The organism is Ornithinibacter aureus, assembly GCF_009858245.1.
In the GTDB taxonomy this organism is placed as follows: domain Bacteria; phylum Actinomycetota; class Actinomycetes; order Actinomycetales; family Dermatophilaceae; genus Fodinibacter; species Fodinibacter aureus.
Map to the genome: position 1 here is coordinate 2,073,705 of NZ_VMSB01000001.1, position 18,810 is coordinate 2,092,514.

The 18,810-nt window shown below is 72.0% G+C and carries 18 protein-coding genes, 1 pseudogene and 1 riboswitch; of the genes and pseudogenes, 4 read left to right on the forward strand and 15 right to left on the reverse strand.

The features are described 5' to 3' along the window. Positions 1 to 14: 14 nt before the first annotated feature. Positions 15 to 1,487: an LCP family protein gene (locus C8E84_RS09895; RefSeq protein WP_159901714.1), complete on the reverse strand. Its 1,473-nt coding sequence runs from the start codon at positions 1,485 to 1,487 to the stop codon at positions 15 to 17. Positions 1,488 to 1,694: 207 nt separating this feature from the next. Between C8E84_RS09895 and C8E84_RS09900 the strand changes: the two genes are divergently transcribed. Further along, positions 1,695 to 2,504, forward strand: coding sequence for a TspO/MBR family protein (locus C8E84_RS09900; RefSeq protein ID WP_159901716.1), 810 nt, complete (start codon positions 1,695 to 1,697; stop codon positions 2,502 to 2,504). A gap of 18 nt (positions 2,505 to 2,522) precedes the next feature. Here C8E84_RS09900 and C8E84_RS09905 read toward each other — a convergent pair whose 3' ends face one another. The 8 genes and pseudogenes from C8E84_RS09905 to C8E84_RS17815 all read right to left on the reverse strand — a co-directional run bounded on the left by C8E84_RS09905 (position 2,523) and on the right by C8E84_RS17815 (position 9,417). Beyond that, positions 2,523 to 2,981, reverse strand: a complete 459-nt coding sequence (locus C8E84_RS09905) for a heat shock protein transcriptional repressor HspR (protein WP_159901718.1) — start codon at positions 2,979 to 2,981, stop codon at positions 2,523 to 2,525. Between the two features lie 11 nt (positions 2,982 to 2,992). After that, positions 2,993 to 4,042, reverse strand: a complete 1,050-nt coding sequence (locus tag C8E84_RS09910) for a DnaJ C-terminal domain-containing protein (RefSeq protein WP_159901720.1) — start codon at positions 4,040 to 4,042, stop codon at positions 2,993 to 2,995. A gap of 31 nt (positions 4,043 to 4,073) precedes the next feature. After that, positions 4,074 to 4,721 (reverse strand): nucleotide exchange factor GrpE, encoded by a 648-nt coding sequence (grpE, locus tag C8E84_RS09915; protein WP_211675467.1) that lies wholly within the window; start codon positions 4,719 to 4,721, stop codon positions 4,074 to 4,076. Further along, positions 4,718 to 6,619, reverse strand: a complete 1,902-nt coding sequence (gene dnaK, locus C8E84_RS09920) for a molecular chaperone DnaK (protein ID WP_159901722.1) — start codon at positions 6,617 to 6,619, stop codon at positions 4,718 to 4,720. Before dnaK ends, grpE begins: the two co-directional genes overlap by 4 nt. A gap of 418 nt (positions 6,620 to 7,037) precedes the next feature. Next, positions 7,038 to 7,250: pseudogene (locus C8E84_RS18085) on the reverse strand (M20/M25/M40 family metallo-hydrolase); the annotation flags it as partial. A 35-nt stretch (positions 7,251 to 7,285) separates the two neighbouring features. Further along, a complete protein-coding gene (locus C8E84_RS09930) occupies positions 7,286 to 7,654 on the reverse strand; it encodes a cupin domain-containing protein (RefSeq protein WP_159901726.1) in 369 nt (122 codons plus the stop codon). Between the two features lie 65 nt (positions 7,655 to 7,719). After that, positions 7,720 to 8,898 carry a type III PLP-dependent enzyme gene (locus tag C8E84_RS09935; protein ID WP_159901728.1) on the reverse strand — a complete coding sequence of 393 codons (1,179 nt, stop codon included), beginning with the start codon at positions 8,896 to 8,898 and terminating at the stop codon, positions 7,720 to 7,722. Positions 8,899 to 9,159: 261 nt separating this feature from the next. Then, the gene (locus C8E84_RS17815) at positions 9,160 to 9,417 is read right to left on the reverse strand and encodes a hypothetical protein (protein ID WP_211675469.1); all 258 of its coding nucleotides are present in this window, start codon (positions 9,415 to 9,417) and stop codon (positions 9,160 to 9,162) included. On the opposite strand from C8E84_RS17815, the gene C8E84_RS17820 reads away from it, so the two are divergent. Further along, positions 9,416 to 9,841: an AMIN-like domain-containing (lipo)protein gene (locus C8E84_RS17820; RefSeq protein WP_211675470.1), complete on the forward strand. Its 426-nt coding sequence runs from the start codon at positions 9,416 to 9,418 to the stop codon at positions 9,839 to 9,841. The genes C8E84_RS17815 and C8E84_RS17820 overlap by 2 nt on opposite strands. Before the next feature lie 62 nt (positions 9,842 to 9,903). On the opposite strand, the gene C8E84_RS09945 is transcribed toward C8E84_RS17820, so the two are convergent. Then, positions 9,904 to 10,455 carry a dihydrofolate reductase family protein gene (locus C8E84_RS09945; protein WP_159901732.1) on the reverse strand — a complete coding sequence of 184 codons (552 nt, stop codon included), beginning with the start codon at positions 10,453 to 10,455 and terminating at the stop codon, positions 9,904 to 9,906. Between the two features lie 108 nt (positions 10,456 to 10,563). Here C8E84_RS09945 and C8E84_RS09950 point away from each other — a divergent pair, with 108 nt between their 5' ends. Next, positions 10,564 to 11,691: a potassium channel family protein gene (locus tag C8E84_RS09950; RefSeq protein WP_159901734.1), complete on the forward strand. Its 1,128-nt coding sequence runs from the start codon at positions 10,564 to 10,566 to the stop codon at positions 11,689 to 11,691. 13 nt (positions 11,692 to 11,704) lie between these two features. Here C8E84_RS09950 and C8E84_RS09955 read toward each other — a convergent pair whose 3' ends face one another. Next, complete coding sequence (locus tag C8E84_RS09955) at positions 11,705 to 13,003, reverse strand: ArgE/DapE family deacylase (protein WP_159901736.1); 1,299 nt, start codon at positions 13,001 to 13,003, stop codon at positions 11,705 to 11,707. Positions 13,004 to 13,052: 49 nt separating this feature from the next. On the opposite strand from C8E84_RS09955, the gene C8E84_RS09960 reads away from it, so the two are divergent. After that, positions 13,053 to 13,751: a SanA/YdcF family protein gene (locus C8E84_RS09960; RefSeq protein ID WP_159901738.1), complete on the forward strand. Its 699-nt coding sequence runs from the start codon at positions 13,053 to 13,055 to the stop codon at positions 13,749 to 13,751. Here C8E84_RS09960 and C8E84_RS09965 read toward each other — a convergent pair. The 4 genes from C8E84_RS09965 to C8E84_RS09980 all read right to left on the reverse strand — a co-directional run bounded on the left by C8E84_RS09965 (position 13,748) and on the right by C8E84_RS09980 (position 18,555). Continuing rightward, positions 13,748 to 14,980, reverse strand: coding sequence for an MFS transporter (locus C8E84_RS09965; RefSeq protein ID WP_170296279.1), 1,233 nt, complete (start codon positions 14,978 to 14,980; stop codon positions 13,748 to 13,750). The two genes, C8E84_RS09960 and C8E84_RS09965, sit on opposite strands and share 4 nt — an antisense overlap. A 133-nt stretch (positions 14,981 to 15,113) precedes the next feature. Continuing rightward, positions 15,114 to 15,416, reverse strand: a complete 303-nt coding sequence (locus C8E84_RS09970; protein WP_159901740.1) for a hypothetical protein — start codon at positions 15,414 to 15,416, stop codon at positions 15,114 to 15,116. 132 nt (positions 15,417 to 15,548) lie between these two features. Then, on the reverse strand, positions 15,549 to 17,828 hold the full coding sequence (locus tag C8E84_RS09975) for an ATP-binding cassette domain-containing protein (RefSeq protein WP_246196879.1): 2,280 nt from the start codon (positions 17,826 to 17,828) through the stop codon (positions 15,549 to 15,551). A gap of 46 nt (positions 17,829 to 17,874) precedes the next feature. Beyond that, positions 17,875 to 18,555 carry an ECF transporter S component gene (locus C8E84_RS09980; protein WP_159901752.1) on the reverse strand — a complete coding sequence of 227 codons (681 nt, stop codon included), beginning with the start codon at positions 18,553 to 18,555 and terminating at the stop codon, positions 17,875 to 17,877. 87 nt (positions 18,556 to 18,642) lie between these two features. Then, a riboswitch (TPP riboswitch) is annotated at positions 18,643 to 18,745 on the reverse strand. Positions 18,746 to 18,810 lie beyond the last annotated feature (65 nt).

Below are 18,810 nucleotides of genomic sequence, written 5' to 3' on the forward strand. Positions count from 1 at the left end.
GAGGTGGATGCCGTTCAGCAGGTCGCCGCGAGCTCGTTGGCTTCCGAGTCGTCGGGGGACTCGGTCGGCGACGGGGACGGTGACGGCTCGGTGCCCGTGGTCGAGGTGGAGCTCGACGTGGCCGACGGCTTGGGGGATGCCGTGGACTTCGCGGGCGGGTCGAGCGACTTCTCCACGAGCCGGCGGATCTCGGCGTAGTCAGGGTTGCCGGGACTGACGACCTTGTTGGTGAACGGCAGCGAGCGGATGGACCCGCCATCCTGCACGCGCAGGATGAGGTCGACCCACGCCGGCAGGTCCTGCTGCGGGATGTCGAAGTCGATGTTGTTCTTCACGACCGCGGCCAGCTGGGGGTAGTTGCGCAGGAGTGAGACCGGGTCCGCCTGGTCGATGAGGGCGCCGGCCATGCAGCGCTGACGGCGCATCCGGCTGAAGTCGTCCTTGCCGGCGCGCGAGCGCGAGTACCACAGGGCGTCGTGGCCGTCGAGGCGCTGGACGCCGGGCTCGATCCACCGCTCCACCCCGTCGGTCCACTTGATGCCGCCACCGGGTCGGCTGGAGCAGTCGGTGCACACCCGCTCCTGGACGTTGATCTCGACACCACCCATGGCGTCCACCAAGGCGGTGAACCCCCGCAGGTTGACGACGACGGAGTGGTCGATCTCCAGGCCGGTGATGGCTCCTACGACGTCGATCGTCGACTGCCGGCCGGGGCTCTCGACCCCGGGGAAGAGGTCCCGACGGTCCTCGGCCAGGGTCCAGATGCCGTTCATCAGGCACTCGTCGCCACAGTTGTAGCCGTCCGGCCAGACCGTCGACAGCGGGTTGTCGTCGGGGATGGGAACGAACTCGAGGTTGCGCGGGATGCCGATGAGCAGCGTGTCACCGGTCTTGGTGTTCGTGCTGACCACCATGAGCGAGTCGGTGCGCACCCCGACGCGGTCCTTACCGGCATCCGACCCGATGAGCAGCGTGTTGACGCGCTCGGTCCCCGCCCAGGGATCCTGCTTGGTGCCACCGGTGAGGCCGTTGTTGTTGTCGTCGGTCACGCCGCCGAAGGACTCGTTGATGACGGAGGTCTGGATCTCGAGGAACTGCACGGCGAGCGAGGCCGGTGCCGCGATGATGAGGCACGCCACCGCCGCGAAGGCCACTCGCGCCCAACGACCGGCCGTCTGCCGGCGCGGCCAAGTCTGTTCCGCCGTGAGGACGATCGACCCGACCCAGAGCACCGCGCCGACGAGCACGCCGAGGCCGACCCACTGGAGCACCTCGGGGCGGACACTGGCGTCGAGCACCGAACGCAGGACCCCTCCGCGCCAGAGGCGCACGAGGGCGAAGCCGAGCACGGCGATCGTCACGGCGATAAGGCCGGCTCCGAGAGCGCGCCACCGGGTGCGCAGCAGGCCCAGGCCGGGAAACACCGTGCCGAGGGCGACGCTGCGGTAGTAGGTCTGCGGCGGGTAGCGCAATTCGGCACGACTCACCGGCGGCCGGGAGCCTCCCGGCCGCCCTGGAGAGCTCAACGGCTCTTCGTCGGACATGCCCTATCGACCTTCTCGTCTCGTGAAGACGCACAACAGCCGAGGCACGACGTGCGCAACGCATCGACGATATCGCCCCAACCTGAAACTGCCCTGAATGCCGCTGCTCGTGGGACCCGTGTCCCTCCGGGCCCGTGGTGCAATGACGGCATGGCCGCCTCGACCCCGACTGCCTCCCCCCGGACCGACCCCACCCGCTCGGACCGAACCCGGCAGGTCGCCGTCACCCTCGCCGAGGTCTTCTGCGTCATCGGGACGCTCGTCGGCGTCGGTGTCATCGGCACCCGGGTCGAGGAGTCGTCCGGGGGCGCACTGGCCGCGGACGCCACGCTCATCGCCCCCGCCGGCCCCGCCTTCTCGATCTGGACCCCCATCTACCTCGGCCTGGCCGCCTACACCGTGTGGCAGTGGCTGCCCGACCAGGCGACCGACCGTCGGCACCGGGCGATCGGGTGGCTCGCGGCGGCATCCATGGTGCTCAACGCCCTCTGGCTGCTCGTCACCCAGCAGGGCTGGATCTGGGTGAGCGTTCTCGTCATGGCCGGGCTCGTCGTCACCCTCGGCCTGCTCGTGGCCCGGCTGCAGGCGAACCCGTCGTACGGCCATGCCGAGACGGTCATCGTGGACGGCACCTTCGGGCTCTACCTCGGCTGGGTTGCCGTGGCGGCCTGCGCCAACGTCACGGCCGCGTTCGTGGCGAGCGGGGTCGACCCCGGTGGCCTGGTCGCCGAGGTGCTTGCTGCCGCGGTGCTCGCGGTGGCCGCCCTCGTCGCGGTGGTCCTCGCGCGCCGGCTCGGCGGCCGGTGGGCGGTCGCGGCCGCCATCGTCTGGGGCCTGGGGTGGATCGCCGTCGGGCGCTTCACCGACGAGCCGCGCTCCGCGCTGGTCGGCGTCGCCGCGCTCGTTGCGGCGGCCGTCACCGTGGCCGCGACGGCCCGGCAGCGCACCACCGCGGCCTGAACCCCGGGGGTCAGGACCTCAGGAGGATCGGGTCGGGTTCCACACGACGAGAGCCTGCGAGCGCCCGTGCCGTGGCCGCTCGCCGAGGCGCGCGGCGTAGACGTCGCCGCTCGGGGCGACCGAGAAGACCCGGGTGACGCGACCGGATGCGGCCCGGACGGCATCCAGCTCGGCGCTCAGCTCGGCCACCCGCGAGCGCAGGGCGGCCACCTCGTTCTCGAGCTCGAGGATGCGGGCGATCCCCGACAGCGACACCCCTTCGTCCTGCGAGAGTCGCTGCACCTCGCGCAGCAGGGCGACGTCGCGCTGGGAATAGCGGCGACCGCCCCCTCGGGTGCGCGACGGGGTGACCAGGCCCAGTCGGTCGTACTGACGCAGGGTCTGGGCGTGCATGCCGGCAAGCTCGGCCGCGACGGAGATGACGAAGACCGGGGTCTCGTCGTCGGGGCTGAAGGCGGCGTACTGGAACGACGTCATGGCGTCCTCCTTCAGCCGCTCGCCTGCTCGAACAGGGCGGCGCGCGGGTCGACGTCGGCCTCCTGCTCCCGCAGCACCTCGACCGCCTTGCGGGCGGCGTCGGTGAGTCGCTGGGGCACGATGACGGTCACCTTGGCGAGCAGGTCGCCGGTGCCGCCTCGCCCGGTGACCCCACGTCCCTTGACGCGCAGCACCCGGCCGCTCGGGGTCCCCGGTGCCACCTTGACCCGTACCGGGGTGCCATCGAGGGTGGGCACGGCGACGGTGGCCCCGAGTGCGGCCTCGGAGAAGGTCACCGGCAGGTCGAGGGTGAGGTTGTCACCGTCGCGCCCGAAGACCGGATGCGGTTCGACGGTCACCGTGAGGATGAGGTCGCCCTTGGGTGCCCCGGGGTCACCGTCGGCTCCCTTGCCACGCAGCCGGATCTTCTGCCCGTCCTTGACCCCCGCAGGAATCTTGGTCGTGATCCGGCGACCCTCGGGGGTCGACAGGGTCACCGTGGCGCCCTGAACGGCATCGCGGAAGCTCAGGGTCGTGCGGGCCTGGACGTCAGCGCCCGGGCGAGGTCCACGGGGGGCTCCGAACCCGGAGAACGGGTCGCCGCCGCGGGCTCCACGCGCACCGGCGCCCGCCCCGGCGCCACTGCCGAACATCTGCGCGAGGAGGTCGTCGAGGTCGGGCTGGGCCCCCGCACCACCGGCGCCGCCCGGGCCGCCCGTGGAGAAGCGCACCCGCTGGCCACCCCCTCCGCCACCGAAGGCCGAGAAAACGTCCTCGAAGCCGCCGGCCCCACCGGGGCCGCCGGCGCGGAAGCGGGCACCGCCCTGCGCCATCTGGCGCACCGCGTCGTACTCCTCGCGCTGCTTCTTGTCGGAGAGCACGGAGTGGGCCTCACCGATGTCCTTGAACCGCCGCTCGGCGGCAGCGTCCCCGGCATTGCGGTCGGGGTGGTGCTGCCGCGCGAGCTTGCGGTACGCCTTCTTGATCGCGGCCTCGTCGGCATCCTTGGGGACGCCGAGGATCGCGTAGAAGTCCTTCTCGAACCAGTCCTGGCTGGCCATGGGCGCCTCCTCTCGGTGCCTCGTCCGTGGATCAGGCGGGGTCTGCGACCGCGACCCGGGCGGGGCGCAGGACCTGCTCCCCCGCACGGTAGCCCGGTTGCAGCACGGTGACGACCGTCGTGGACTGCGCGTCGGTCGGCAGGTCGTCGTCGCCCTCGGGCCACGGCGCGTGCATCAGGGCCTCGTGCTGCATGGGGTCGAAGGCCTCGCCCTTCGCCCCGTAGCGCTCGAGACCGTACTTGCCGAGCGTCGCCTCGAGCTTGTCGGCGATGGCCGCGAACGGTCCGTCGACGAGGTCGCCGTGGTCCCGCGCGGCCTGGATGTCGTCGAGCACCGGCAGCACCGACTCGAGGACGTCACGCACCGCGCGCTCCTGCATCAGCGCCCGGTCGCGGTCGACCCGGCGCTTGTAGTTGACGTACTCGGCCTGGAGCCGCTGCAGGTCGCCGAGCCGCTCGGCAGCGAGGATCGAATCCGGGTGGGTGCCCACGGCATCCACACCCTCGGCGGATGCCGTGGCAGCCGCCTCGCCCTCGTCGGCCGCGGCGGGGGCGGCCCCGGCTGCTGCCGGGGCCACCTCGTCGCCGTCGTTGACCCACTCGGTGTTGACGCTGTCGTCGACGACCTCACCGCTGAGCGGGCTGCTGTCGGTCTGCTCCGGGCCGTGGGGCTCGGTCACTTCTTGTCCTCGGGCGCGTCGTCCTCGACGACCTCGGCGTCGACGACGTCGTCGTCACCCGCGTCGGATGCCGGCTGGCCACCGTCAGTGGCCTCGGCACCCGGCACGTCGCCGGACTCGCCCTGCTCGGCCGCGGCCGCGTACATCGCCGCACCCATGGCCTGGGACTTGGTGTTCAGGTCGTCGATCTTGGCCTGGATGTCGTCCTTGGACGCCGCCGTCTCCGGCTTGATGGCCTCCTTGAGGGCGGCCAGGGCCTCGTCGACCGGGGCACGCAGCTCGTCGGAGACCTTGTCGCCGGACTCGGCGAGGAACTTCTCGGTCGAGAACACGAGCGACTCGCCCATGTTGCGGGTCTCGGTCTCCTCGCGGCGCTGCTTGTCCTCCTCGGCGTGGGCCTCGGCGTCCTTGACCATGCGCTCGATCTCCTCCTTGGACAGCGCACTGCCGCCCGAGATGGTGATCTTCTGCTCCTTGCCGGTGCCGCGGTCCTTGGCGGTCACGTGCACGATGCCGTTGGCGTCGATGTCGAAGGTGACCTCGATCTGCGGGACGCCTCGGGGGGCCGGGGCAATGCCGGAGAGCTCGAAGGTGCCGAGCGGCTTGTTCTGCTGCGCGATCTCACGCTCACCCTGGAAGACCTGGATGAGCACCGAGGGCTGGTTGTCCTCGGCCGTGGAGAAGACCTCGCTGCGCTTGGTCGGGATGGCCGTGTTGCGCTCGATGAGCTTGGTGAACAGGCCACCCTTGGTCTCGATGCCGAGCGAAAGCGGCGTGACGTCGATGAGCAGGACGTCCTTGCGCTCACCCTTGAGGACACCGGCCTGCAGGGACGCGCCCAGGGCGACGACCTCGTCGGGGTTGACGCCCTTGTTCGGCTCCTTGCCGCCCGTGAGCTCCTTGACGAGGGTGCTGACGGCGGGCATGCGGGTGGACCCACCGACGAGCACGACGTGGTCGATGTCGGACAGGGAGATCCCGGCGTCCTTGATGACGTTCTGGAACGGCTGCTTGGTGCGGTCGAGCAGGTCCTTGGTCATCTGCTCGAACTGCGCCCGGGTGAGGGTCTCGTCGAGGTGGATCGGGCCGTTCTCGGACATGGAGAGGTACTGCAGCGAGATGTTCGTGCTCGAGGCCGAGGACAGTTCCTTCTTGGCCTGCTCGGCGGCGTCGCGCAGACGCTGCATGGCGATCTTGTCCTTGGCGAGGTCGACGCCGGAGGAGTTCTTGACCGTGGTGAGCAGGTGGCTCACGACGCGCTCGTCCCAGTCGTCACCACCGAGCTTGTTGTCACCCGAGGTCGCCTTGACCTGGATGGTCGCGAAGCCGTCGTCGGGGTCCTTGCCGACCTCGAGGAGGGAGACGTCGAAGGTGCCACCACCGAGGTCGAAGACGAGGATGAGCTCGTCCTCCTTGCCCTTGTCCAGGCCGTAGGCGAGCGCGGCCGCAGTGGGCTCGTTGACGATGCGCAGGACGTTCAGGCCCGCGATCTCGCCGGCCTCCTTCGTGGCCTGGCGCTCGTGGTCGTCGAAGTACGCGGGGACGGTGATGACGGCATCCGTCACGGCCTCACCGAGGTAGGCCTCGGCGTCGCGCTTGAGCTTCTGGAGGATGCGGGCGCTGATCTCCTGGGCGTTGTACTTCTTGCCGTCGATGTCGTCGGAGCGCCAGTCGGTGCCCATGTGGCGCTTGACCGAGCGCAGGGTGCGGTCGGCGTTGGTGACGGCCTGGCGCTTGGCGATCTCGCCGACGAGCACCTCACCGCCCTTGGAGAAGGCGACGACCGACGGGGTGGTGCGACCGCCCTCGGCGTTCGCGATGATGGTGGGCTCGCCACCCTCGAGGACGGCGACGGCGCTGTTCGTGGTGCCGAGGTCGATTCCGACTGCACGTGCCATGGGTGCTCCTTGTGTGATGCTGGGGTTGAGTGCTTGGGACTCAAGGTAGACCGCTCGGATGCCGTGAGCAAACTGAGCGCTCCAAACTTGCGTTCACTTGACTCAACCTTGGTCAGGGCTGGATTGTTCCCGGCCTCGACTCCGGGCCCCGCAGCCGGAGTCGAGGGGGCGACAAACGCCCGGGATCACGCTGCCGCGTCGGCGTGTCTCGACTCCTCGACTGGCGCCTGCCGGCCGCTGCCGAGGAGAAACAGGGCGACGAGCTACCCGCCGCGCACGATGCTTGACGCGGTGAGCAGGCCCAGCGCCCAGGGGCGAACCTGCGGGCCGCCGACGCATCGGACTCGGCCCGCACCACGCGGCCGATCACGTCCAGGGCTGACCTTGAGCGAGTCGGTCGCCGCGAAGGCCGGCCCGCGACCGTTCCGCGCCAGCTGTCGCGCACGGCATCCAGCGTCGTGGCGGCACCGAGCAGGCAGGTGACGTGCACGTCGTCACCGCAGGCGCGCATGACGCCGTCGACCGTGCTCGCGTACGGCAGGCCGGTCTCCTCGGCGACCGGCAGGGCGTCCATGTCGGCGCGCATCCAGGCCGCCACGATGTCCGCGGTCCGGTGCTCCTGCGACGACAGCTCGGGGTGGCGGTGCAGGTCGCGGTACAGCGAGGTCAGGCGGTCGGCGAGGCCCCGGAGGCGGCAGTCGCGGCCACGTCGACCATGACGAGGCTGAGGTGGCTCGGTGCGTCGGCGACCAGGGCGTGCCGCTCACCGGGGGCGAGGTAGATGACGTCGCCGGGCACCATGTGGTGCTCGGTGTCACCGACGGTGAACCGGATCGCGCCGTCGAGCAGCTGCACGACGACCGCCCGCGGCGAGGCGTGCTCGGTGAGCAACTCCCCCTCGTCGAACGCGAACACCACGACCCGCAGGGCCGAGTTGTTCACGACCACCCGGGACGTCGTCGAGGACGGCGTCACCGGGATGCTCCCGAGCAGGTCGCTGTAGCCCAGGGAGGTCGCGAGGTCGGTGGTCGCCATGACTGTCACTGTAGCCAGCGCCGGACGGGCCCGGTCAGCCCCTGACCAGTACCGGTCAGCGCCGGTCAGCTGGTGACGACCGTCGGCAGGGGGGCGAACCCGTTGAAGCCGACCGTGGAATAGCAGGTCGAGTAGGCCCCGGCGGCGTGGATGCGCAGCTCGTCACCCTCGGCGAGGCTCAGCGGCAGCGACACCGGTGTCGTCTCGTAGAGCACATCGGCGCTGTCGCAGGTCGGGCCGGCGAGCACGCACGGCCCGCTCGTCCCACCCACCCCCGGCACCTCGAGCCGGTAGCGGATCGCCTCGTCCAACGTCTCGACGAGTCCGGTGAACACCCCGGCGTCGACGAACACCCAGCGCACCCCGCCGCGGTCGACGACGCCGACGACGCTGGTCACGACGGTGCCGGCATCCCCGACGATCCCCCGCCCGGGCTCGACGAGCGTGCGCGGGCGGTCCTCGCCGAAGGCGTCGGCCAGGTGGGCCTCGATGGCCGCCCCGAACTGGCTCACCGACGGCACCTCCCCACCCTCCAGCTCGGCGGGGAACCCGCCGCCGAGGTCGAGCACCCACGGCCGGATGCCGTGCGCCCGCACCGCCCCGAACACCCGAGCCGCCGAGCGGATCGGCGGCCCCCATGCCTGCGGGTCCCGTTGCTGGGACCCGACGTGGAACGAGACGCCGGCCGGATCGAGCCCGAGGCGAGCGGCATCGAGGAGCAACGCCACGGCATCCTCGACGGAGCAGCCGTACTTGCGCGACAACGGCCAGTCCGACCCGGACCCGGACGTGACGATCCGCACGAGGACGCAGGCGCCGGGCGCGGCATCCGCCAGCTTGGCGACCTCACCCGGGGAGTCGAGCACGAACAGCCGAACCCCGAGGTCGTGGGCCTCGCGCAGGTGGTCGCGACGGGCGACGGGGTTGGAGTGCACGAGATGGGATGCCGGGGCTCCCGCGGCGAGCGCGGCCCGCACCTCCGCGGGGCTGGCCACGTCGAAGTGGCACCCGGCCTGCGCGAGCGCGCGCAGCAGCACCGGGTGCGGGTTCGCCTTCACGGCGTAGTGGATGGCGGTGCCGTGCAACGCCGAGGCGAGGTCGAGGTAGCGCGACACGGCGGTGCCGACGCTGAGCTCGAGGCGCGGGGTGCGCGCTGTGGCCGGTTCACGGCTGGGCCGCACGTCCGGCTCGGCGCGCGGCGCGGCGGTGACGGTTCGGGCGACTACTTCGTCGATGACCGACATGTGCTCCTCCTCCGGGGGTTCTGAGGGAGAGGAGCCCCGCGGTGACGCTCGGATACGTGTCGGGAGCGAGAAGTTCAGCGGGCGTTGATCGTGCCGATCGGGATCTCCTCGCCGTACGTCGTGTCGACGACGACGGGAAACGTCCCCGTGACCGAGCCCTCCAGAGCCTTCAGCAGGGTGTCCGGCGCTGGTGAGCCGGGAGAACCAGGGCGCGCAGATCCGAAACCATGGCGTGAGTATGGCGCTCGGAGTACCGTCGAATCAGGAGGTCGCCATGACCAGGTCCGCCCGACGTGCCACTGTTGCTCTCGTCGTCGTGACGGTCGGGGGTGGCGTGGCCGCGTGCAGCGATGACCCGGACCCGGGGCCCAGCCCGTCACCGTCCGTGGCCACCTCGAGCGCCGCGCCGACGGCATCACCGACGGCGAGCGCGACCCCCGGGCCGAGCACGTCGTCACCGGCAGCCACGGCCATCCCCACCCCGGCAGTGCCAGCCGGGTTCGCCCTCACCGACGTCATGTCGCCACGCTTCCCCGACCTCGGCGGTGACCTCGGCGGGGTCGGCATCGTGCGCGTCGGGCGCCACTCGGGCTACGACCGGGTCGTGTGGGAGTTCCCGGGCGCCGGGACACCCACCTACCGGGTGCGCTACGTCGACACGCCGATCGCCGACGGCAGCGGGGACGTCGTCGCCGTCACGGGTGACGCGTTCCTCGAGGTGCTCATCACGAGTGTCGGCATCCCCGACGATGGCGTGGCCCGCCCGGCCGACCCGACGGCATCCGCCCTCACCGGCACGGTGATCGCCGAGGCCAACGCCATCTTCGGCGGCTTCGAGGGCTACGGCCAGAGCTTCATCGGGGTCCGCGACCGCGAACGCCCCTTCAAGGTCAGCGCGCTGGCAGGCCCCACGCGACTGGTCGTCGACATCGCAACCGGCTGACCGGTGGCTGCACGAACGTGGGGCGATGGCACCACTTCTGTGCAGGCTGTGCGTGGCCGCCGTCAGCGCAGCACGCGGTGGTGGGTGTGCACGACGTCCCCGATGCGCTCGGTCGAGACGAGCTCGAGACGCATGAGGATGCCGTCGGGCAGGGCGCGCGTTCCGCCCCCCACGATCACGGGGTGGGCGAACAGGTGGATGTCGTCGACCAGGCCGGCCGCGAACGCCTCGGCAGCCAGGGTCGGGCCCCCGATCCCGAGGTCACGCACGCTCGACGCCTTGAGCGCACCGACGGCGGCCGGGTCGAACTCGGTCTCGAGGGTGGTGCGAGCGCCGAAGAAGCCGTCCATGGTGCGCGAGTAGACGACCTTGTCGCTGTCGCGCCAGATGCGCGCGAACTCACCGCCGGGGCCCGGGACGTCGCCGGGGGCGGTCTCCCAGTAGCGCATCACCTCGTACATGCGGCGGCCGAGCAACAGGGTGCCGATCTCGCGCTGCTGGGCGTTGACGACAGCGTGCAGGTCGTCGGAGGGCACGGCCCAGTCGAAGGACCCGTTCTCGTCGTTGACGTACCCGTCGGCGGAGGTGATCGCGGAGTAGCGGAGGCGGGCCATCTCGGCATTGTGCCGATTCATGGCCGTTCGGACCACCCCGAGGGCCTTGTCGTCGTTCGCCGAGGGCCACCACACTGAGGGGATGGGCCTGCTGCAGGGTCGGACCCGATGACCCGCGTGCGCACCACGCTGGTGCGTGTGCTGACCGCGCCGCTGCGAGGGGTCCAGGAGTTGCCCGCCGTTCGCCGGGTGTCCTTCCACGCCAACCGGATTCGGGCAGGGCTGGACTTCCACTTCTTCCGCACGCTGGCCATCGCGCTCGTGGTGATCGTCGTCGTCGCCGGCTTCCTGGTGACCGTTCTGGAGCCCGAGAAGCGTTCGTTCCAAGGTCTGGTCGACTCGTCGTACTGGGCGGTGACGACGGTCATCGGGTCGGGTGACTCGTCGTACGTCCACAGCCCCGGCGGCTACGTCATCGGCTGGCTCCTGGCCTTCTTCGGCGTCGCGATCGTGGCGACCCTCACCGCCGCGATCGTCGGCTTCGTCATCGACTACCTGCTGAAGGAGGGCCAGGGCATGGGCGCCGCCGGCTACTCGGACCACATCGTCGTCTGCGGGTGGAACGCCACCGCGCGAGACCTCATCGACGAGCTGCGCGGCGACGAGTTCGACGCGCGCATCGTCGTGCTGCACGAGAGCGAGCGCAGCCCCGCGCCAGCGGACATCTACTTCGTGCGCGGCGACACGACGTCCACCGAGGACCTCGAGCGCGCCGGCATCCCCGACGCCGCGTGCGCGATCATCTGCCCGTCCGAGGGGTCCAACGAGGCCGACATGCGCTCGATCCTCACCGTGTTGGCGATCGAGTCGATCGCGCCGGGGGTGCGCACCGTCGTCGAGGTGAACAACCGGAAGCACGCCGAGCACGTGCGGCGGGCCAACGCCGACGAGATCCTCGTGACGTCGCGGCTGGCGTCACGGCTGCTGGCCCGCACTGCCCTGTACCCGGGGCTGGCCGCACTGGTGACGGACATCGTGTCGGGGGGCGAGGGGTCGGAGCTGTACGGGGTGGAATTGCCGGAGGCGTACGTCGACCTCGACATCGACGGGCTGTCGGCGCGGATGCGGCGCGACCACGGGGCAACCCTGCTCGCGGTGACGCACGACGGCCACACGCTGGCCAACCCGCCCTCGGACTTTCGGCTGCGGCGCGGCGACACCGCCGTCGTCGTGGCCGAGCACCTCGCAGGCCTGCACCCTCTCGAGCCCGACCACGTGCTGGACGCCCCCGGCTGAGACCCGGGTCGGCTCAGTGGGCGCCGAGGCGTCGGGCTGTCACCAGCGCCAGGGCCCTGGCCACCTCGATGACCTCGGCCACCGGCACGCTCTCGCGCGGGGCGTGCGCGAGCCGCACGTCACCCGGCCCGTAGTGCAGGGTCGGGATGCCGCCGATGCCGGTGTACAGGCGCAGGTCCGAGCCGTAGGGGGCCGCCGCCTCGGCAGGCCGGATGCCGGTCACCACCTCGACCGCGCCGGCCACCTCGTCGGTGAGCGGGTGGTCCTGCTCGAGCTGACCGGAGGCGAACTGGCCGCCGGGCCAGGTGACCCGGGGCTCGTGGTGACGTAGCCACGCGTCGGCCGCCGCGGCATCCGCGATGGCCTCGTCGAGCGCGCGGCGTGCGAGTGCCGGGTCCTCGCCGAGGCGCACCCCCATGCGCCCCTCGGCGACGAGCAGGTCGGGCACCGAGCTGGCCCAGTCGCCGGCCCGGATCGTGCCGATCGAGATGCCGTACGGCAGCGGGTTGTCGCCGAACAGCGCGTGGCGGTCGGCGTTGCGGCGCTCCTCGAGGGCGACCAGCGCCTGGTGCAGCGGCCAGAACACCTCGAACGCCGAGACCCCCTCGCGGCGGGTGCTGCCGTGGGCTGCGCGCCCGGTGACCTCGATGCGGAAGGTCAGCGCCCCGGCGTTGGCGGTGACGAGCCGCCCACTCGTCGGTTCGGTGATGACGGCGACCTCCCCGCGGTGGCCCCGGCGCAGGGTGGCGAACGCACCCAGGCCGCCGTCCTCCTCGCTGACGACGCTGTGCAGGGCCAGCCGCCGCTCGCTGCGAACCCCCGAACGGTGCAGGGCACGGGCGACGGCGAGGTTCACGGCCATCCCGGCCTTCATGTCGCAGGCGCCACGACCGTGCAGCACCCCGCCCTCGATGCGCGCCGAGAACGGATCGCCCCCGTGCCAGTTCGCGACGTCGCCGACGGGGACGACGTCGACGTGCCCCTGGAGCACCAGCCCGGGTTCGCCCTCCCCGGATGCCGTGCCGACGAGGCCGTGCCCCTCGAGCCGAGGGGCCTCGGTGCCGGGGAACTCGGGGTCGGCGCGCAGGTCGTCGAGGTCGAGGGCCCACAGGTCGACCTCCAGCCCGGCCTCCTCGAACCAGCGGGCGACGGTGTGCTGGAGGTCGGCCTCGGCGTCGGTGCCGGTCACGCTCGGGGTCCGGACCAGCTCGACGAGAGTGGCGATCAGCTCGGTCTCGTCGAGGGCTTCGAGCACGCGCTGCTCAGCCGCGGTGAGGTCACCCGCGGCGGCGGCGTCAGGGGTGGCGGGCATGATGCGCACCCTATGCCCGGGCCCAGACCTGCGCGGTTAGCCTTCCGCGGTGACGACAAGCCCCCCGACGACGGCGCAGCCGCACCCACGCCCTCGCCGGCGCCGCCTGTTCGCGGTGCTGGCGGCTCTGGTCATCGTGGCGCTCGCGATCGTGCTGGGCCCCTGGGTGTGGGTCAGCGCCGCCTCCCGCGGGCACGTCCACACCGTCGGCAGCGCCCCCGAGGCCCCGGTGGCGCTGGTGCTCGGGGCCGGGCTGAACCCCGACGGCACGCCGTCCCCGTTCCTCGCGGGCCGGCTCGAGGTCGCCCGCCAACTGCACGCGTCCGAACAGGTCAGGGTGCTGCTCGTTTCTGGTGACAACCGGGTGGTGAACTACGACGAACCCACAGCGATGCGTGACTGGCTTGTGGAACGCGGCGTCCCGGCATCCGACGTCGTGCTCGACTTCGCGGGACGTGACACCTACGACTCCTGCGTGCGGGCCAAGCGCATCTTCGGGGTCGACCGGCTGCTGGTCGTGTCCCAGGGCTACCACCTGCCTCGGGCGGTGACGACGTGTCGGGCGGTAGGGCTGGATGCCGACGGGGTCGGCGACTGGACCGCGAAGCGGTATGCCGGGGTGTGGGAGTCCGGGGAACGCCGCGAGAAGCTGGCCGCGGTCAAGGCCGTGATCGACGTCATGACCGGGCGCGACCCCGTGCTCGGCGAGCCCGAGACCTCGGTGCAGGACGCCCTCGCCGGGGGCTAGGAGCGGGGAGCGTCCTGCGGGGCACGTGCGACCACATGGGTCTCGCGGGCGCGCAGCCAGGGGATGACGGCGAGCAGCGTGATGAGCCCGGTCGTCCCGAAGGCCAACGGGTAGCTGCCGAAGTCGATGAGCGCCCCGGCGAGGATCGGGCCGATGATCGCCCCGGTGTCGGCCGACATCTGGAACGCCGCGAGCGCCGGGCCACCGTTGCGCTCGCGCCCGACGATGTCGGCCAGGCCCGCCTGCTGCGCAGGGTTGAGCGCACCCGCCCCGACGCCCGCGACGACCGAGAAAACGACCAGCATCGGCAGATCAGTGGCGAACCCGGTCACGGCCGTCGCGACCCCGCTGATGAGGAGCCCGCCGATGATGAACGGGCGGCGGCCGAGCCGGTCCGACATCCGCCCGGCCACGGTCAGACCCACGGCGTTGCCCGCGGCGAAAACCGCCAGCGCCGTGCCCGCCACCCACGGCTCCTTGCCGATGACCACGGCGGCGAACAGCGGCAGGATCGCGTTGCGTACCCCGAAGTTGGCCCCCCCGTTGGCGAATGCCGAACCGATCGAGGCCCGGTAGGCCGAGTCACGCCAGGCGTCACGCACCGTCATGACCGGCAGCACCGGAGCGCCGTCGGCCGGGCGCAGCGACGCCTCCCGCAGGAAGACCCCGACGACGGTGGCGGCGAGGAGCAGCGCCACGGCGTAGACGATGAACGGCACCCGCAGCCCGAGGTTGCCGAGCAGGCCACCGACCACGGGCCCGAGGATGCCGCCGAAGAGGAACGCCGAGGCGTAGGCCGACGAGACCCGCGCCCGGATCGTCGGGGGCGCCAACCGAACCATGAGCGCCACCGCGGACACCGTGAACATCACCGACCCGATGCCACCGACGCCGCGGAAGACCAGCAGCTGCCAGTAGTTCTGGGCGAAGGCGGTGGCCCCGGTGGAGATGGCGACGATGACCAGCCCGAGCAGGTAGATCGGGCGCTCCCCCATCCGGGCGATGAGCCGCCCACCAGCCGGGGCGAACACGAGCCGGAAGAACGCGAATGCGCTGACGACGATCGAGCTCGCCGTCGCCCCGACCCCGAAGCTCTGCGCGAACTGCGGCAGCACCGGCAGGATCAGCCCGAAGCCCAGCGCGATGACGAACGCCGACGCGATGAGCACCCAGATCTCCCGCGGGATCCGCACGTCCTCGGCGGCAGGGGTCACGGGGGTGGCAGACACGATCGACCAGTATGCCTTCCGCGCCCGTCAGACCGGCCATCCGCACGTCTTGCGCTGTGGCCACCGGTCAGCCGGTGGCTGGCTCGCAATCAGTCGGACTTCTTGCACGGCAGCCACCGTCCGGCGGGCGAGGTCAGAAGGGGTAGGTGAGGATCCACGGCAGGAAGCGCTCGCCCCGGCGGCGGCTGCGGCGCAGGGCCACGGCGCTCCACACCAGGGCGACGACGACCAGCGCACCTGCGACCGGCAGCACCACCGACCACACCTGCTCGCGCACCACACCTGCCGGGCGGGGGTCCGCCACTCCGGTCAGCTCGTTGCCGGCCAGCGACACACAGCCGAAGTCCAGACGGTCCGAGAACTCCACGACGGCAGCGCCGTCGGTGGGTCGATTGAGGCCTCCGGATGCCGTGAGCGGCTCGTTCCGCTGCCACACGGGGGTGCACCTGTCCCCCATGCCCACCCCTCTCGTCGTGCCCGGTCCTCGCGGGTCACCCAAGAAGACGGACGCCGACCCTCCCACGGGTGGATGCCGGCCGACACATTCTCGGCGGGTTGGTGGCCGCCATCAGCGGAGTGCCGAGGCCCACATCGGGACGAGGAGTGCGAGGGCGAGGGGGATGGCGCTGAGCGTGACGAGCACGGTGTCGCGCCACTGCCACGGCGCTGGCAGCCACCACGAGCGGGACTGTGCGGTGGCGAAGCCCCGGGCATCCATGGCGACGGCGAGTTCGGCCGCGGCGCGCAGGGTGCGCACGAGCAGGCCCATCGTCAGTGCCCCGAGGTGGGCCGCCACCGTTCGCGGCGCCCGCCACGACACTGCGAGCCCGCGCACCCGCCGCGCACGCGAGAGCTCCCGCCAGATCTCCCCGAACGAGTGCACCCGCTGCAGGGCTGCGGCCGTGGCGACGACAGGGCGATCCGGCAGGCGCAGCCGCTGGGCCAGGTGGTCACCGAGTCGGTCGGGGTCGATCCACGGGATGAGCACCGCCGACGGCAGCACGATGATCAGCACCCTCATCGCGACGGTCAGCGCCGGGTCGAGGTCGCGCCCGGCGAGGAACCAGGTCGACCAGCCGACGGACAGGGCTGCCACGAGCCCGGGCAGCATCCGCAGCGCGGTGCCCCGTATCCGCGTCAGCGCGCCGGGGCCGGGGGCCCACAGACCGACCACCGCCAGCACGAGCTGGGCAGCGAGCACGACGAGGCTGACCGACCAGTGCGGCGACAACACCCCCGCGGGGACCGCGAGCAGCGCCCCACCGAGCAGGGCGAGCGGCCCACAGCGCGCCACGAGGGGGATGCCGTTTGCGGGCACCTCGGGTGCCGGGTCGGGCGCCCGCAGGTGCTGGACCTGGGTGGCGCGGGCGATCACGTGGGAGTCGTGGGTGGCGGTGATCACCGCCCCGCCTGCTGCGCGGTAGGCCGCGACGAGGCCCACGAGGGCAGCCCAGGTGCGGCGGTCCTGGCCGACCGTCGGCTCGTCGGCCAGCAGGACCGGGGGGCCGTGGTGCAGGGCCGCCGCGACGGCGAGCCGGCGTTGCTCACCGCCGGAGAGGTGTCGGGGGTCGGCCCGCTCGAGGTGCCCCAGGCCGAGCGCGGCCAGCAGAGCACGGCCCCGGTCGACGTCAGCCTGCCGCCCCTCGGCGCCCTTCGAGTCGTCCGGGTTCAGGGCCAGGGAGGTCACGAGCACCTCGTCGAGCACGGTGCTGGCAACGATCGTCGAGCTCGACCACTGCGGGACCCAGGCGAGAGCCCGTGCCAGACCGGCGGCATCCAGATCAGCCGGGCCGGCGGCATCCGAATACGCCTGCGTGAGCGGATCCGACGAGGTGAGGCGGACGGCATCCGACGGGGTGGGGGTGAGGAAGCCGGCGAGGGTGTGCAGCACGGTGGACTTGCCCGAGCCGCTCGGCCCGACGAGGGCGGTGAGGGTGCCGGGGACGGCGCGGACCTGCTCGGTCAGCTCAGCGGCCCGGCGCGTTCGGCGACTGCCGTCGACGAGCCTCGTGGTGCGGTCGACGGCGAGTGGCGAGGCCGCCAGCGGTGGCAGACCCCCTCGCCCGGGCTGCGCAGCGACCAGCGCCGGGTCGACCGCGACCGGCTCCGGAGGCCCTTCACCGGGCACCCAGACACCCATGGACAGCAGGTGGTCGCGCTGAGTCGCCAGGGCGTCGCGTACCGGTCCGTCCGCGACGACCCGACCGTCATCAGAGAGCACCACGAGCCGCTCGACGAGGTCGACCCACGGCCCGAGGACGTGCTCGACGACGACCAAGGTCGGGGCTCCCGGGCGGGACGTCAGAGCCGCCACGGCGTCGCGCACCTCCTGGGCCGACTCCGGATCGAGCATGGCCGTGGGCTCGTCGAGCAGGATCACCGCCGGGTCGAGCGCGAGCGTCCCGGCCAGGGCGAGCCGCTGGGTCTGTCCCCCGGACAGCGCCGATGTCGGGGTGTCGAGCGCGAGGTCGCCCAGCCCGACGGCGGCGAGCGCGTCGGTGACCACCGAGCGGATTCCGTCGCGCGGCATCCCCACGTTCTCCGGCCCGAAGGCCACGTCGCGCCCCACCGACGCGGCGACGACACCCGCACCCGGCTCCTGGAGCACCAACCCGACGGCGCCGGGCCGTGACCCGGGCGCCGCACCGTCGACGGCCACGGAGCCGGCGAGGTCACCGGCATCCGCGGTCTCGAGAAGGCCTGCGATCGCTCGCAACAGCGTCGACTTCCCCGATCCGGACGGCCCGACGAGCAGCACCCGCTCGCCGGGCTCGAGCGTCAGCGTGATGTCGCGCAGCACGGGGTCGCGACGGCCGAACGGTCGCCAGCTGAGGTCGGTGACCTCCACCCGGCCGCGGGCCGCCTGCACGGGGTCGGCGCGGCCCGCCGCCGAGTCAGACAGCGTGGGACTCCCGGTGCTCCTGCCCCGGCGGGAAGGCCGAGAGCGCTCCGGCACGGGCGAGGGCTCGCACGAGCAGCGAGCCGAGGACGCCGGCGATGACCGCGCCCGACAGCATCATCGCGCCGAGGTACACGACCTTGTCCCGCAGCACCCACTCGGCGTACCAGCCGCCACCGCCCGCAGGCAGGCTCATGACCTCGAAACCCCACTGCAGCGGAGCCGACAGCGCACCGGCCAAGGCAGCGACTGCGACGCTGAACGCCTTGTAGCCGAAGATCGCGAAGACCAGTTCGGCCCCGAGCCCCTGCAGGACGCCGGAGATGAGCACCGTGGCGCCCCACTCGGTGCCCGGCAGCATGGAGACCAGGGCGGCCACCACCTCGCAGAACAGGGCGGCACCGGGGCGGCGGACGACGAGGCCGCCCACGACGCCGGCGAGGAACCACGGGCCCACGAACAGACCCATGAGTGGTGCGTAGCCGATCTTCAGGGCGGTGACCGGCCCGTTGTAGAACACGCCCCAGCCCCAGAACGCGACGCCCAGGGCCGCGCCGAGGAAGGCGATCGTGAGGATGTCGACGGTGCGCCAGCCCATGAGCGGGCGGGTCGCGGTGAGGGAGCGACCGGTCGTGGACCGCGGCTCCTGCGTGGTGGGTTCGATCTGTGTGGCCATGTGAAACATCTCCCGAGGTGTGGTGTGTGTACCTCGGGGAAGTGGCCACCAGCACCCCGCGAGCCTGCTGCGGTGTGCTGGAGGACCACCTGAGATTTCCCGACTCCCTACACCGGTGCTAACCGGATCAGGTTCGAGGGTCTGCGGCTAACCGCACTCTCAGCGCTGGCGCGCTCCCCTGTCGTTGAACACCCCCACTGTAGCCCCTTGCGGTTACAGTGGCGGCGGTTCGCCGAACGGCGACCACACCACACC